The sequence below is a fragment of the Streptomyces sp. NBC_01506 genome, assembly GCF_045040295.1.
Taxonomy (GTDB): Bacteria; Actinomycetota; Actinomycetes; order Streptomycetales; family Streptomycetaceae; genus Streptomyces.
The window spans coordinates 1,804,759-1,820,321 of record NZ_CP109422.1 but is presented as its reverse complement, the minus strand read 5'-3'; the positions used below and the strand labels follow the sequence as shown (position 1 = coordinate 1,820,321).

10 protein-coding genes are annotated in these 15,563 nt (G+C 69.2%); 7 read left to right on the top strand and 3 right to left on the bottom strand.

Annotated elements, in window-relative coordinates; genetic code table 11:
- Positions 1-59 precede the first annotated feature (59 nt).
- Positions 60-686, top strand: coding sequence for a dihydrofolate reductase family protein (locus OG329_RS07665; RefSeq protein WP_405793583.1), 627 nt, complete (start codon positions 60-62; stop codon positions 684-686).
- On the opposite strand, the gene OG329_RS07660 is transcribed toward OG329_RS07665, so the two are convergent.
- Positions 673-1,560, bottom strand: coding sequence for a helix-turn-helix transcriptional regulator (locus OG329_RS07660; RefSeq protein ID WP_405793582.1), 888 nt, complete (start codon positions 1,558-1,560; stop codon positions 673-675). The genes OG329_RS07665 and OG329_RS07660 overlap by 14 nt on opposite strands.
- 102 nt (positions 1,561-1,662) lie before the next feature.
- Between OG329_RS07660 and OG329_RS07655 the strand changes: the two genes are divergently transcribed.
- The gene (locus OG329_RS07655; RefSeq protein ID WP_405793581.1) at positions 1,663-2,307 is read left to right on the top strand and encodes a short chain dehydrogenase; all 645 of its coding nucleotides are present in this window, start codon (positions 1,663-1,665) and stop codon (positions 2,305-2,307) included.
- Between the two features lie 31 nt (positions 2,308-2,338).
- On the opposite strand, the gene OG329_RS07650 is transcribed toward OG329_RS07655, so the two are convergent.
- Positions 2,339-2,944, bottom strand: coding sequence for a TetR/AcrR family transcriptional regulator (locus tag OG329_RS07650; RefSeq protein ID WP_405793579.1), 606 nt, complete (start codon positions 2,942-2,944; stop codon positions 2,339-2,341).
- A gap of 96 nt (positions 2,945-3,040) precedes the next feature.
- Here OG329_RS07650 and OG329_RS07645 point away from each other — a divergent pair, with 96 nt between their 5' ends.
- The 4 genes from OG329_RS07645 (at position 3,041) to OG329_RS07630 (ending at position 9,554) form a co-directional block, all read left to right on the top strand.
- Positions 3,041-3,937: an NmrA/HSCARG family protein gene (locus OG329_RS07645; RefSeq protein ID WP_405793578.1), complete on the top strand. Its 897-nt coding sequence runs from the start codon at positions 3,041-3,043 to the stop codon at positions 3,935-3,937.
- A 135-nt stretch (positions 3,938-4,072) separates the two neighbouring features.
- Entirely contained in the window at positions 4,073-5,095 is a 1,023-nt protein-coding gene (locus OG329_RS07640; RefSeq protein WP_405793577.1) for a hypothetical protein, read from the top strand.
- A gap of 200 nt (positions 5,096-5,295) precedes the next feature.
- The gene (acnA, locus tag OG329_RS07635; protein ID WP_405793575.1) at positions 5,296-8,010 is read left to right on the top strand and encodes an aconitate hydratase AcnA; all 2,715 of its coding nucleotides are present in this window, start codon (positions 5,296-5,298) and stop codon (positions 8,008-8,010) included.
- Between the two features lie 158 nt (positions 8,011-8,168).
- Complete coding sequence (locus OG329_RS07630; protein WP_405793574.1) at positions 8,169-9,554, top strand: WD40 repeat domain-containing protein; 1,386 nt, start codon at positions 8,169-8,171, stop codon at positions 9,552-9,554.
- Between the two features lie 60 nt (positions 9,555-9,614).
- Here OG329_RS07630 and OG329_RS07625 read toward each other — a convergent pair whose 3' ends face one another.
- Positions 9,615-13,457 (bottom strand): GH92 family glycosyl hydrolase, encoded by a 3,843-nt coding sequence (locus tag OG329_RS07625; protein WP_405793573.1) that lies wholly within the window; start codon positions 13,455-13,457, stop codon positions 9,615-9,617.
- A 624-nt stretch (positions 13,458-14,081) separates the two neighbouring features.
- On the opposite strand from OG329_RS07625, the gene ngcE reads away from it, so the two are divergent.
- Positions 14,082-15,530, top strand: a complete 1,449-nt coding sequence (gene ngcE, locus OG329_RS07620) for an N-acetylglucosamine/diacetylchitobiose ABC transporter substrate-binding protein (RefSeq protein WP_405793572.1) — start codon at positions 14,082-14,084, stop codon at positions 15,528-15,530.
- Positions 15,531-15,563: the final 33 nt, after the last annotated feature.

Below are 15,563 nucleotides of genomic sequence, written 5' to 3'. Positions count from 1 at the left end.
ACGCCCTTGACGACAGAGCAACCGCGCACAGCACACACGAACGTCGAAGGAGCACCCTCATGACGGTCAACGTCAGCGCCGACATGGTCATGTCGCTGGACGGCTACATCGCCGGCACCGACCACAGCGCCGCCAACCCGGCGGGCCAGGGCGCCGAACGTATCGGCGGCTGGATCCACGCCCAGTCGAGCTGGCGCGAGCGCATGGGCCAAGCGGGCGGCGAGGCCGACCGGGACTCCGACCTCATGCGCGAGTGGTTCGAGGCGACCGGTGCCGTGGTCATGGGGCGGCTCATGTTCGACTCCGGGGAGGAACACTGGGGCGACAACCCCCCGTTCCGCGCCCCGGTCTTCGTCCTCACCCACCGGCCGCGCCCCACCCTCGTCAAGGAGGGCGGCACCAGCTTCACGTTCGTCACCGACGGCATCCACAACGCGCTCGACCAGGCCAAGGCCGTCTCCGGCGGCCGTAACGTCGACATCGCCGGCGGCGCCGGCACCTTCCAGCAGTATCTGAAGGCCGGCCTCGTGGACGAACTCCAGGTGCATGTGATCCCCGTGCTGCTCGGCGCGGGGCTACGGCTTTTCGACAGCCTCCAGACGGGCCCGCACGATCTCGAACCGATCCGCGTGGTGGACACCCCCGGCGCCACCCACGTCAAGTACCGCGTCCTCAAACGGAAGTAGCGGAAGCGGCGGCGGAAGCGGCGGCGCCGGACGTCGCGCCGAGGAGCCGGAGCGCCGTATCGGACGGGGAGCCCGGCTCGGCGCCGTACACGGCCACGCGCTGGCCCGCGTCGTTCGGCAGGGTCATGAATTCGACCATGAGCGTCATCGTGCCGACGCCCGGGTGATGGTACGTACGCGTGTCGGTGCCGCAGTCACCGACCGAGTGCGCGGCCCACAGCTCGGCGAACTCCGGGCTGGCGACGGTCAGTTCCCCGACGAGCCCGGTCAGACCGGGGTCGTCGGGGAAGCGGCCGGCGATCAGGCGCAGATCGGCGACGGTGGCGCGGGCCTTACGCGTCCAGTCGCCGTACAGCTCGCGCGTGTGCGGGTCGAGGAACAGCAGACGGGCGATGTTGGGACGGTCGTCCGGCCGGTCCGGCGAGCCGATGTCGAGATGCCCGGCGAGCAGCGCGTGCGCCGCCGGATTCCAGTCGAGGATGTCGCCGAAGCGCCCGAGCACCAGGGCGGGTACGTCGCCGAACGACCGGATCATCGTCCGTACGCCGGGACGCACCCGCTCGGGCTCCGAGTCCCGGCGCGGGGGCGCGGGGCGCGGGCGGGCCAGCGAGTACAGATGGGCCCGCTCGTCCTCGTCCAGGCGCAGCACGCGGGCGACGGCGTCGAGCACGGAGTCCGACGCGTTGGGGCTCTGGCCCTGCTCAAGTCGCGTGTAATAGCCCGCACTCACCCCGGCGAGCTGCGCCAACTCCTCGCGGCGCAGCCCCGGCACCCGGCGGCGGCTGCCTCCGTACGTGGGCAGCCCGGCGTCCTCGGGCCGGAGCAGGGCCCGTCGTGAGCGCAGGAATTCGCCCAGGTCCGCGTGTGTCTCCATACGCTCCAGTATCGGGGCGCGGCGCCCGTCCTGCCTGTACCTGTCAGGGGTGGTCTCGGCGGAGGGATGGGTACGGCGGCCGGTCCGACGCAGCATGGCGGCATGAGAATTCTGGTGATCGGTGCCACGGGCACCATCGGGGGCGCGGTCGCCGACGCGCTGGCCGCGCGGGACGCGACGTACGAGGTGCTGCGGGCGTCACGCCGTGGTGGCCCGCCGCGCGTCGATCTGACCGACCCGGCATCGGTCGACGCACTGCTCCGGACGGCCGGCCCGGTGGACGCGATCGTGTGCTGCGCGGCGAGCGGCGCGCTGACCCCGCTGACCCCGCTGACCGCACCGCCCGACGCAGACGCAGACGCCGACGCCGACTCCCGCGACGGCTACTGGACCGGCCTCGACGGCAAACTGATCGGCCAGGTCGACCTCGTACGCCGGGCACTCGCCCAGGTACGCGACGGCGGCTCCCTCACCCTCACGAGCGGCCACTTCGCGCAGCCCGTCGCGGGCAGCTCGCTCGGCCATCTGGTCAACGCCGGGCTGGAGGCGTTCGTGCACGCGGCGGCGCTCGAAATGCCGCGCGGTGTACGGCTGAACGTGGTGAGCCCCGGTTGGGTACGCGAGACGCTGGCGGCTTTGGGCATGGACCCGGCGCCGGGCACCCCGGTGGCGGAGGTCGCACGCGTGTATGTGAACGCCGTCGAAGGCACGGACCACGGCCGCACGCTCCCGGTGCCCGCACGCTGACCGCCGCGTACGCCGAGGCGCCGCAGCACGCTCACCGCGTCGGCCGCAGCCCCTCCATCGCGAACGACAACAGCCGCTCCGCCTGCGCCGTCGACGTCTGCTCACCGGCCCACGCGACCGCGTTGATCAGGGCGTAGAGGTCCGAGGCCGTGGCGTCCTCGCGTGCGACACCGGCCTGTTGCGCCCGCCCGAGCAACTGCTCGCCCGCGTCGAGCACCGACCGGCAGGCCGCGTACAGCTCGGACGTCTCGTCCTCCAGCGCGCGCATCAGCGAGATGGCGAGATCCCGGTAGGCGTTCGTGTGCGCCATCGCCGCGCGCGCCCACAACAGCAGGGCCTCGTGCGGTGATTGATGGTCCATCAGTTCGTGCGCCGTCCCGGCGAGCGCGCGCATACGGTCACCCATCAGCGCCTCCAACAGGGCCTGGCGGGTGGGGAAATGGGCGTACAGCGTGCCGTTCGCGACGCCCGCGCGGCGGGCGATGTCCTCCAGCGACGCGCCGGCGCCGTGCTCGGCGAAGGCCGCGCCCGCCTCGGTGAGCAGCCGTTCGTAGTTACGGCGCGCGTCGGCGCGCATCCGGCGGCGAGGCGGGGGCCCGGCGGACCCGACGGTTCCGTCTCGTCCGGCGCTGCTCATGGGCGACCGACCTCCTTGCTAAGTCGAGACAGTCTCAATATATTTTCGGGAGGCTTTCCCGAGACAGTCTCATCTTAACGACGAGCAAGGACGACCATGAGCGCCGCCATACGTACACCCGACCCCACGATCCTCGTGACCGGCGCGACCGGACAACAGGGCGGGGCCACCGTCACCCATCTCCTCGCCGCGGGCCGCCCGGTGCGCGCCCTCGTACGCGACCCCTCCGCCCCCGCCGCGAAAGCACTGGCGGCGGCCGGCGCCGAACTGCGTACGGGAGACCTGGACGACCCGGACTCCCTGGCCGCCGCGGTCGAGGGCGTCCACGGCGTCTTCGGGGTCACGCCCGACGACCTCGACGCCGAGCGCGAGATCCGGCGGGGCCGCGCCCTGGTGGACGCCGCCGCCTCGGCCGGCGTCGCGCACTTCGTGTTCGCCTCGGTCGGCGGCGCCGAGCGGGGGACCGGTATCCCCTACTGGGAGAGCAAGTGGCGGATCGAGGGCCACCTGCGCGCGAGCGGTCTGCCGGCGACCGTCCTGCGCCCCGTCCGCTTCATGGAGAACCACACCATCCCCGGACTCCCCGTCGGCGGCATCGTGGACGGAGTCCTGATCCATCTCTTCGCGCCCGACGCGCCCGTCCAGCTCATCGCCACGACCGACATCGGCGCCTTCGCTGCGCTGGCGTTCGCCCGGCCGCGCGACTATCTCGGCCAGGCGCTCGAACTGGCCGGAGACGAACTCACCCCCGAGCGCACGGTCGAGATGATCGCCCACAGCATCGGCCGCGAGGTGCGCTACCGCCAAGTCCCCACGGACGCACTCGGCCTGACCGCCGACGCGGCCAGGACCTTCGCCACCCGACGCGGCATCTGGCAGGCGGACATCGCGTCCCTGCGCGGCCGCCACCCCGGCCTGCTGGACTTCGCCACCTGGCTCGAACGGGGCGGCGCGGCACGGATAGCCGCGCTGTGGTCGCCGCGGACCGGCTGACCGCTCACCCGCTCACCCGCTCACCCGCGCCCCCGTGCACCGCCGCCAGGGGACGGGCACCCCCGGAGAACCGCGCGCGGTCCGTCCGGCGTCCTCTCCGGGAACCGGAACGTACAGTACAGAAGGCCCGAACCCATGCGCCCACAGCACGACCGCACGGTGCGACCGACGAGCGGGATCCCGCAACGCGGCCCGGCCGCAACGACGTTCGCCGTGCTGCGGCGGCACCGGGGCGCTCTGGCAGGTGCGACGGTACGCATCGTCGGCCTGTCCGGCCTGGCCGGGCTGCTGATGACGGCCGCGACATTCGCGCTCGCCTGGCCCGTCTTCACCCGTATGCGGAACGAACGCGTCTGGTACCACCACGTCGAGGACCCCTATCCGCACGACAGCGCCGGCCTGGCGCTGGCCGCCCTCTGCGCGCTCCCGTTCTTCCTGCTGCTCGTCGGCGTCGGCAGCGCCGCCCTGCAGACCGTGTGCTCGCGGGCGGTCGCCGCTGGGTCCCGCGAGCCTTCGGAGGCGGACCGGTCACCTGCCATGGCCCGCGCGCGGCGGCGATCGGTGCTCGCCGTGTACGCGCTGCGCGGCCTGGTCGTAGGGTCCCCGCCGCTGCTCGTCGCCTTCGTGGCGGGCCGCCTCACCGGCCTCCACCTCGACACCGCCGAACAGCCTCTTCAACGCGGAACGTGGCCCCACACGCTGGTCGAGGTCTCCCCGGTGGTGGCCGCGTTCGGCGCCGTGCTGCTGCGCCTCGCGCTGGCCCTCGCCCCGGCGGCCGCGGCCGCCGGCCTCGGCCCCCGCGCCGCGCTCCGCCGTTCCTGGTCACTGACATGGACGCGCGCCGGGGCGGCCCGCGTCCTCGTCCTCGCGCTCCCGCTGGCCGCGCTGAGCGCCGGAGTGCTGCGGCTGGTGGTGCAACTCGCCCTGCCGCTGCGGCCCGTCGTGCGAGCGCTCCTCGAACAGGCCACGGGGAACTTCTTCGCGGCGTACTACGCCGGCGTCCTCGCGCCCGTCGTCGTCGGCATCCTGGTCGCCGCGGCCGTAACCCTCCCCGTCACGTTCACGGCCTTCGCCGTCCTCCAGGACCGGCAGGACCGGATGCGGTCGCCACGTAACTCGGCGATCGATGACACAGCTCAACATGCCGCCCGCGCATGACCTCGCAGCGGTCATGTACTAGAGTTATCTCGACATCGAGATATCTGCCGAAGGCGTACCGCAGCCGCCAGGCAGTAAGGCGAGCCTAACTAAGCCTTACCTTAGCGGATCGGCGAGCAGCCCGTTGGCGGCACCGCGCGGCGTCAGCCGCACATGCGTCGCGGCGCGGTAGTACGCGCACATTCATGAAGGAGACTGTCGTGTCGGCGAACAGCTTCGACGCCCGCAGCACACTGCGCGTGGGCGACGAGTCGTACGAGATCTTCCGGCTGGACAAGGTCGAGGGCTCAGCGCGCCTCCCTTACAGCCTGAAGGTGCTGCTGGAGAACCTGCTCCGCACCGAGGACGGCGCGAACATCACCGCCGACCACATCCGGTCCATCGGTGGGTGGGACTCCCAGGCGCAGCCGAGCCAGGAGATCCAGTTCACCCCGGCCCGCGTGATCATGCAGGACTTCACCGGCGTGCCGTGCGTGGTGGACCTCGCCACCATGCGTGAGGCCGTGAAGGAACTCGGCGGCGACGCCGCGAAGATCAACCCGCTGGCCCCGGCCGAGCTGGTCATCGACCACTCCGTCATCGCCGACAAGTTCGGTACGCCGGAGTCCTTCGCGCAGAACGTGGAGCTGGAGTACGGCCGCAACAAGGAGCGTTACCAGTTCCTGCGCTGGGGCCAGACCGCGTTCGACGAGTTCAAGGTCGTCCCGCCCGGCACCGGCATCGTCCACCAGGTCAACATCGAGCACCTGGCCCGCACCGTCATGGTCCGTAACGGCCAGGCGTACCCCGACACCCTCGTCGGCACCGACTCGCACACCACCATGGTCAACGGCCTCGGTGTGCTCGGCTGGGGCGTCGGCGGCATCGAGGCCGAGGCCGCGATGCTCGGCCAGCCCGTCTCGATGCTCATCCCGCGCGTCGTCGGCTTCAAGCTGACCGGCGAGCTGTCCCCGGGCACCACCGCCACGGACCTCGTCCTCACCATCACCGAGATGCTGCGCAAGCACGGCGTCGTCGGCAAGTTCGTGGAGTTCTACGGAGAGGGCGTCGGCGCGACGTCGCTCGCCAACCGCGCCACCATCGGCAACATGTCGCCGGAGTTCGGCTCGACCGCCGCGATCTTCCCGATCGACGCCGAGACCATCAAGTACCTGAAGCTGACCGGCCGCGACGAGCAGCAGCTCGCGCTGGTCGAGGCGTACGCCAAGGAGCAGGGCCTCTGGCTCGACCCGGCCGCCGAGCCCGACTTCTCCGAGAAGCTGGAGCTGGACCTCGCCACGGTCGTGCCGTCCATCGCCGGCCCTAAGCGCCCGCAGGACCGTATCGTCCTGGCCGACGCCAAGGAGCAGTTCGCGCTCGACGTGCGCAACTACGTGACGGACGACGAGGAGGCGGGCAAGGAGTCCTTCCCGGCCTCCGACTCGCCCGCCTCCTCCAACGGCGTGCCGACCCGCCCGACCCCGGTCACCACGCCCGACGGAGTGACGTACGAGATCGACCACGGCGCCGTCACCGTCGCCGCGATCACCTCGTGCACCAACACCTCGAACCCGTACGTGATGGTCGCCGCCGCGCTCGTCGCGAAGAAGGCCGTCGAGAAGGGCCTCACCCGCAAGCCGTGGGTCAAGACGACCCTGGCGCCGGGCTCGAAGGTGGTCACGGACTACTTCGACAAGGCCAACCTCACGCCGTACCTCGACAAGCTCGGCTTCAACCTGGTCGGTTACGGCTGCACGACCTGCATCGGCAACTCGGGCCCGCTGGACGAGGAGATCTCCAAGGCGATCAACGAGAACGACCTGGCCGTCGCCGCGGTGCTCTCCGGCAACCGCAACTTCGAGGGCCGGATCAACCCCGACGTCAAGATGAACTACCTGGCGTCCCCGCCGCTGGTCGTGGCCTACGCGATCGCCGGCTCGATGAAGGTGGACATCACGCGCGACGCGATCGGCGTCGACCAGGAGGGCAAGCCCGTCCACCTGGAAGACATCTGGCCGACCGAGGCCGAGGTCAACGAGGTCGTCGCCTCCGCCATCGGCGAGGACATGTTCAACAAGTCCTACCAGGACGTCTTCGCGGGCGACGCCCAGTGGCAGGCGCTGTCGATCCCGACCGGCAACACCTTCGAGTGGGACCCGCAGTCCACCTACGTACGCAAGCCCCCGTACTTCGAGGGCATGACGATGGAGACGACCCCGGTCGCCGACATCACCGGCGCGCGCGTGCTCGCCATGCTGGGCGACTCGGTCACCACCGACCACATCTCCCCGGCCGGCGCGATCAAGGCGGACACCCCGGCGGGCAAGTACCTGACGGAGCACGGCGTCGGACGCCGTGACTTCAACTCGTACGGCTCGCGCCGCGGCAACCACGAAGTCATGATCCGCGGCACGTTCGCCAACATCCGCCTGCGCAACCAGATCGCGCCGGGCACGGAGGGCGGCTACACCCGCGACTTCACGGCGCCGGACGCCCCGGTCTCCTTCATCTACGACGCCTCGCAGAACTACCAGGCCGCCGGCACCCCGCTGGTCGTCCTCGCGGGCAAGGAGTACGGCTCGGGCTCGTCCCGCGACTGGGCGGCGAAGGGCACGGCGCTGCTGGGCGTCAGGGCGGTCATCGCCGAGTCGTACGAGCGCATCCACCGCTCGAACCTGATCGGCATGGGCGTGCTCCCGCTCCAGTACCCGGAAGGCGCCTCGGCCCTGTCGTACGGCCTGACGGGCGAGGAGACGTTCACCTTCACGGGCGTCACCGCGCTGAACGACGGTACGACTCCGGCGACGGTCAAGGTCACGACGGACACCGGCGTCGAGTTCGACGCGGTGGTCCGCATCGACACCCCGGGCGAGGCGGACTACTACCGCAACGGCGGGATCATGCAGTACGTGCTCCGCAGCCTGATCCGCAAGTAGGCATCGCCGGGCGGTACATGGCAGGCTTCCGAGGGCCGCACCTCACGCGCGAAAGCGCGCGGGGTGCGGCCCTTTCGAGGTTCGGACGGCCCCGGCCGACCGGCCGCCGGATTCGACGGAGGAGAGCCTTGTCCATCCACCCCTTCTACGGTGTGCGCGTGATCGACCTCCAACCCGACCGGCGGCATGTGAGGTTTCGGATCTTCGTGGTCGATTACCACGTCGACCGCCGGTCGCACGCCGAACTGCCCGCGGACCCGGGCTTCTTTCTGCAACTGTTGTGGGAGAGCGCGGAAGACCACAACGGTCCACTGCGCCGAGTGGGCACCTGGCGGGAGTTGAGCGACGACGGCTGGCTCGCCGTGAACACCCGGTGGTTCGTCGAAGACGCCGAACGCGTCGCCGTCCACAACGATCCGCCGTCCGACGAGGACTGGGCACACCTCGGTGCCCTCCAGGAGAGGATGCACGAACGGGACGACGGCTGGCCGGACGAGGACCGTCTCGTGCGGGGCGACTACGAGGTGCGGGTCACCGACCCACGCTGGCTGGAACATCTGTCACCCGGCCTGAGCTGGGAGACCGGGTACTACCCGCACCCGACCCACCGGCTGCTTGCCGAGGACGCGCCGCACATACCGGATCTCACGGATCCGGAAGCCGTCCTCACTCCGTTCGCCGGCTCCGAGAGCGGGGTCGCGGTGCTGGCCTTCTCCGACGACGGCCGCTTTCTCGCCGTCACCAACGAGGACGGCGAACTGGCCGTCCACGACATGGCGGACCACTCCCGGCGACTCCACGCGGCACCCGTCTCGGCGGGCCGGGACATCATGTGGGTGCCCGGCCGCCATGTGGTCACGCTCAAGGAGGACGAGTACGACGAGCTCCTTCCGTGGGCCTACGACCTCGACGCCGACACCGAGATCGACATTCCGGTGGAGCCGGGCCGCGCACGCTCGCGCACGGGCCGCTTCCGGGTCGAGTACGGCGACGGCGACCGGATCGACTTCGTCTCCGGGCGGTCCACACCCGATCGAACGGTACTGCTCGGTGACGAACCCTCACGTCACGTCACGAGCGTGGCCTTCAGCGCCGACGAGACCCGCATGTTCGTCGCCCACGGACTACAGGTGCACGTGATCGAGCCCGCCACCGGCCGGATCCTGAACACCCTCCCCATGCCGGGCAACTGGCTGGACGCGGTGGCGGCGAGCCCGGACGGCGCGTACCTGGCCGTGGCGACGCAGGACTGGAACGACGAGCGGAAGTGCACCCCGGACATCTACCGGGTCGCTGACCGTGAACTCATTATGCGACGCCCGGCGAAGGACCACACACAGCCCGGCCTCGGTGCGAAGGCTGTCGCCTGGTCGCCCGACGGTGCCCGGCTGGCGGCCATCGTCGAGGACGAGATCCACCTCTTCCGGGTCGGCCTGCCGACCGAGCCGACAACCACTCTCCGCTTGGCGTTCACCCTGTACGACGCGGCCACGTCCCCGGTCCCCGGCTCTCGCGCCGAGCAGGGCCGCCCCGGCGGAGGCTGAACAGCAGGGACGGGCCCCGGCGTTCACCGCCGAGGCCCGTCGCTCTGAGCAGAACTACCGCTACCGCAGCAACTCCACCTCCGCCAGCTCCGACTGACCCTCCGTCACCAAGCGGTACTTCGCGTACGACCCCGGCGACTTCACCGTGAACGCGCGCGTCTGCCGGTCCCACTCGAAGGTTTGGCCCGACCGCTTGTCCAGCGTCTTCCAGGTCTTGCCGTCCGGTGAGCCCTGCAACTCCCAGGCGCCCGGCGATGCGTCCGCCTTGGACGATGTCAGCGTGTACTGGACCGCCTTCGTCGCCGACGGCACCGGCAGGTCCACCGGGCCCTCCAACGCCCCCACCGTCTTCGAGGAGTTGTCGAACAGCGCGCCCGCGCCGCTCAGCGCGTCCGTGCGCGGCGAGGGCACCTTGCCGTCCTTCGTGATCGACACCGGCGCCGCGTTCTTGCCCGTGCCCCACGTCGACGGCTTCGCGCCCATGTCGAACTCCAGCTTGCCGCCCTTGGCGAGCAGGTCGTGCGGCAGCGCCGTGGAGTTCCACGCCTTGCCGTTGACCTTCAGGCCCTGCACGTAGATGTTCTTGTCGCTGTTCTTCGGCGCCGAGACGACGAGCTTCTTGCCGTTCTCCAGGTGCACCGTCGTCTTCGTGAACAGCGGCGAGCCCACCGCGTACTCCCCGCTGCCCATCACCAGCGGGTAGAAGCCCATCGCGGAGAAGAGGTACCAGGCCGACTGCTCGCCGTTGTCCTCGTCGCCGTGGTAACCCTGCCCTATCTCGCTGCCGGTGTAGAGGCGGCCCAGCACCTCGCGGACCTTCTCCTGCGTCTTCCAGGGCTGGGAGGCCGCGTTGTACATGTACGTGGCGTGGTGCGCGACCTGGTTCGAGTGGCCGTACATGCCCATCCGGACGTCCCGCGCCTCCGTCATCTCGTGGATGACGCCGCCGTAGGACCCCACGAACTCGGGCCCCGCGGTCTCCGGCGTCGCGAAGTACTCGTCCAGCTTGTCGCCGAGACCGGCGCGCCCGCCGTACAGGTTGGCCAGGCCGAGGGAGTCCTGCGCGGCCGTGAAGGAGTAGCCCCACGCGTTCGTCTCGGTGTAGTCGTAACCCCACACCCGCGGGTCGAACTTGTCGCTCGGGACCCGCCAGTCGCCCTTGAGATCGCGGCCCTGGAAGAAGCCGGCCTCCTTGTCGAAGAGGGAGACGTAGCTGCGCGCGCGGTTGAGGAAGTACGCGGACTCCTCCTGGTACCGCTTCTCGCCCGTCTCCTTGTAGAGCTTCTCGCCCATCTTCGCGATGCCGTAGTCGTTGAGGTAGCCCTCCAGCGACCAGGACAGGCCCTCATGGGTCTCGGTGGAGGCGTAGCCGAGGAACGGCGACGTCTCCATCCCCTTGCGGCCCACGCCCGCGCTCGGCGGCACCACGGTCGCGTTCTTCAGCGCCGCGTCGTACGCCGCCTTCGCGTCGAAGTCGACACCCTTCACGTACGCGTCCGCGAAGGCCACGTCCGAACTGGTGCCGGTCATCAGGTCGGCGTAGCCGGGGGAGGACCAGCGGGAGATCCAGCCGCCGTCCTTGTACTGCTGGACGAAGCCGTCCACCATCTCCCCGGCCTTGTCCGGTGTCAGGAAGGAGTACGCGGGCCACGTCGTGCGATAGGTGTCCCAGAAGCCGTTGTTGACATACACCTCACCCGTGACGATCTTCGCGCCCGTGTGAGTGGGCGAGTCCGTGCCCGTCTTCGGTACGAAGGGACTCGCGTACTGCTGCCGCGGCTTCTTCTTCGTACCCGTGTTCTCGAAGCCGGAGTTGGGATACAGGTACAGCCGGTAGAGGCTGGAGTAGAGCGTCGTGAGCTGGTCCTTGTTCGCGCCCTCGACCTCCACCTTCCCCAGGATGTCGTCCCAGGCGCGCTGCGCGTCCTTCTTGACGCGCTCGAAGCCGAGGTCGGCCGGCAGCTCGTCCGCCAGGTTCTTCTTCGCCTGGTCGACGCTGATCAGCGAGGTCGCGATCCGCAGGTTGACGGTGCGGTCCTGGCCCGCGTCGAGGCTCACGTAGCCGGTGACGTCCTTGCCGCCGCCGCCCGGCAGTTGGCCGCTGCCGGTGACTTCCGCGTCGAAGACGCCGTACACGAACAGCCGCGTGGCGCCCGCCGACCCACCGCTCCTGACATCGGAGTAACCGGTGAAGGACCGGTTCGCCGCGTCGATGGTCAGACCGCCGTTGTTGTTGACGTTGTCGAGCACGACGCTCGCGTCGTCACCGGGATAGGTGAAGCGCATCGCCGCCGCGTGGTCCGTGGGGGTGATCTCCGCCTTGAGCCCGTTCTCGAACGTCACGCCGTAGTAGTGCGGCTTGGCGATCTCGTTCTCGTGGCGGTACGGCAGCGCGCGCGCCTTGCGCGACGCGTCCGGTGTGCCGGCGGCCGTCGACGGCATGAGCTGGAAGGTCTGCCGGTCGCCCATCCAGGGGCTCGGCTCGTGGCTCGCGGACAGCGCCTCCAGTGCGGGGAGGTTGTCGTCGTTGTTACGGCGCGAGTACTCGTAGATCCAGCTCGTGGACCCCGCGTCGGTCACCGGCGTCCAGAAGTTGAAGCCGTGCGGCACGGCCGTGGCCGGGAAGGTGTTGCCGCGCGAGAAGGAACCGCTGGAGTTGGTGCCGCGCGTCGTGGACGCGTAGTCCGAGAGGTGCGCGAGGCGCTTCTCGGGCGCCTTCACCGCCAGCGCGATGTCGTCCACCCAGCCCTGGAACTTCGCCGGGCCCTTGGGGGAGTCGTACGCCACGAGTATCCGGTCCACCGTTTTGCCGGCGGCGACCGAGCCGATCCGGGAGGCGACGGCGTTCCACTGGTTGACGTACAGCCGCTTGGCCTCGCCCTGGCCCTGGGGGGTCATCGGACCGCCGTGCGAGTCGAGGGCCTTCAGATCGCTCAGGTACGTGCCGTCGGTGAAGGCGAGGTCCACCGAGACGTTCGTGGCGGGGTAGTTGAGATCCGTCTCCGTCATGGCGGGATAGATCTTGTACGACAGCTCCGTGTTCGCGCGCACGGGGGTGTTGACGTCGAAGACCTTGTTGTACGAGTAGGCCCGGCCGTCCGGCTTGTGCGAACCGGCGTACTCCAGCGCGCGCGTGCCCGTGAAGCCGGCGTTGGACTTGGCCGTGGGGGAGCCGCCGGGGCCGCCGTCGATCTGGCTGCGCATATCGGCGGGCGGCGGAGTGGTGGTGTCACCGTCGGAGAACTGGACGTCGGCGAGCTGGGTGGCGTCGCCCGCCCCGTTGTTCTTGGTGATGTCCAGCCGGTAGTGCGCGTACGCGGTTGAATTGTCGAAGTCGTACGACTTTGTCTGGAATCGTTCGCCGAAGGTCTGGTCCACTTGGGTATCGAGGGTCTTCCAGTCCTTGCCGTCCATCGATCCCTTGAGCGTCCAGTCCTTCGGATCGCGCTCGTCGTGGTCGTTCGCCGACGTCAGCGCGTAGGTGACGACCTTGACGGGGGCGTCCGTGTCGAACTCGATCCAGGCGGTCGGCTCGAAGGCCAGCCACTTGGTGCTGGACTGGATGTCGACCAGGTTCTCCTTGCCCTCCCCGGAGTTCGTGTTCTCGTCGCTGGCACGCAGCTCCACGACCCGGTCGGTGACATTTCCGGGGATGCCGGCGTTGAACTCGCCGCTCACGCCCGAGGCGCGTTTCGCTCCGTCAGGTCCGGTATCGACGGTATTGCGCCAGTCCGGCTGTGCGTCACCCTCCTCGAAGGAGGATGCGAACGAATCCTTGGGGGCCGCGGCCTTGGCGGGCTGGGCGACGGCCGCCGAGTGTGCGGTGATGACGAGCAGTGAAGCGGCAGCCACCAGGGCGGCGTTGCGGCACTGCGTGAGCCGGGGTCTTGGTGTGCGCTGCATCCCGAGCCTTCCTCCTGCGGAAGCATGATGGACAACGTTGTCAAAAGTCATGCGCGGCTTAAGTAGTGGTACAAGAGGTGCATGGTGTCAAGGGTGTTGCCGGTGTGAGATGACAAGAACCGGCCATTCCACCGAAAGTGATTCGTGGAATGGGCACACAACTGCCCGCGCCGAGAGCGCGCCGATGGGCCGGATATCGCGCCCCGCGCGAACCGGAAAATGCGGCGAGATCCGTACGGATGCCACACGGGGCTTCTGAAACCCGCCCCAGGTCTCAACTCGGGAAAGACTCCCGCCCAAACCTGCTTTCGATCTTGCTCAGTTGAGGTGAAGTGGACTATACCTGTCGGCGTCCGCCTCGCCAGGTTTCGAACGGCGAAGGACCGTGGGACGGGGGAGGGTTGGGTGTCACGACGCACCCCGCCGCCATCCATTCAGGCCGTCCCTGCTGTAATCACGCATCACGCACGACATAGCGACACGGCAAGCGCACGACAACACACGCACCACAATCCTGTACGACCCAGCTTCATTTGACCGCGGTGGCGGGGCCCTTCTGCCTCAGGCGAGAAGGACGGGCGACCGGTACACCGCCTGAGTCCTGGAGAAGGCGAGGACTTGAGCATGGGATCCACCTCCGCTCACAGCAATGAGGGCCTTGGCCGGCGTGATCTGATCAAGCGTTCAGCCGCAGTCGGTCTGATCACAGTGCCGACGATGAGCTTCCTGGCGTCCTGCGCGAGCGGCGACAGCGGCAACGACGAGAAGGTCGACAAGGGCAAAACCTCGGCGAAGAACCCGCTCGGAGCCAACGAGACGGCGCAGCTCGATGTCGTCATCTTCAACGGTGGTTTCGGCGAGCAGTACGCCATCGACGCGGAGAAGCGGTACAACGAGGCTTTCCCGAAGGCTCCGAAGGTCAAGCACGCGGCCACCGAGAAGATCCAGTCCACGCTTCAGCCGAGGTTCAACGGCGGCACCCCGCCGGACCTGATCGACAACTCCGGCGCCGAGCAGATGGACATGGGCGTGCTGGTGGGCAAGAAGCAGCTCACCGACCTCACCGCGCTGATGGACGCCGCGTCGTACGACGACCCGGCCAAGAAGGTCCGCGACACCCTGCGCCCCGGCATCGTCGAGATGGGCCAGTTCGACGGCGACCCCGTCTGGATCATGTACTACGCCTACACGGTGTACGGCGTCTGGTACTCGCAGAAGGCGCTGGAGAACCTTGACGCGACGTACCCCGAGACGTGGGACGACATGATCGCGCTCTGCGCGAAGGCGAAGAAGCAGGGCATCGCCGGCTGGACGTACGCGGGCAAGCACCCGTACTACATCCCGTTCTCGCTCTACCCGCTGATCGGCAAGATCGGTGGCGTCGAGGTCCTGGACAAGATCGACAACCTGGAGCCGAACGCCTGGAAGGACCCGGCGGTCAAGACGGCCTTCGAGGCGTACTACGAGCTGGTCCAGAAGGGCTACATCCTCAAGGGCACCCCCGGTCTGGACCACATCCAGTCGCAGACCGCCTGGACGCAGGGCAAGGCGCTCTTCATCCCGAACGGTTCCTGGGTGGAGAACGAGGCGGCCAAGACCATGCCGGCCGACTTCAACCTCGCCGTCAGCGCGCCGTCCAGCATGGACGCCTCCGACGCGATGCCGTTCGGCACCCTCTGGGCCTCCGGCGGTGAGCCCTTCATCGTGCCGCAGAAGGCCAAGAACCCCGAGGGCGGCATGGAGTTGCTGCGCATCATGCTCAGCGAGGAGTCGTCGAAGAACTTCACCTCGCAGGTGAAGTCGCTGACCGCCTTCAACGGCGGCACGGACGGCATCGAGCTGACCCCGGGCCTCACGTCGGCCGTCGCCGCCCTGGAGAAGGCGGGCACGAACGTCGTCAACCCGCGTATGCAGGACTGGTACGTCAAGCTCCAGAAGGAGCAGATCGGCGTCGCCGGCCTCGGCGAGATGATGGCCGGGCGCGCCACCCCAGCCGAGACCATCAAGAAGATCCAGGGTTACGCGGATGCCGCCGCGAAGGACCAGTCCATCAAGCACTACAAGCACCAGTGAGTAGGCGTCACCAGCGGCGGCATCCGCACACAG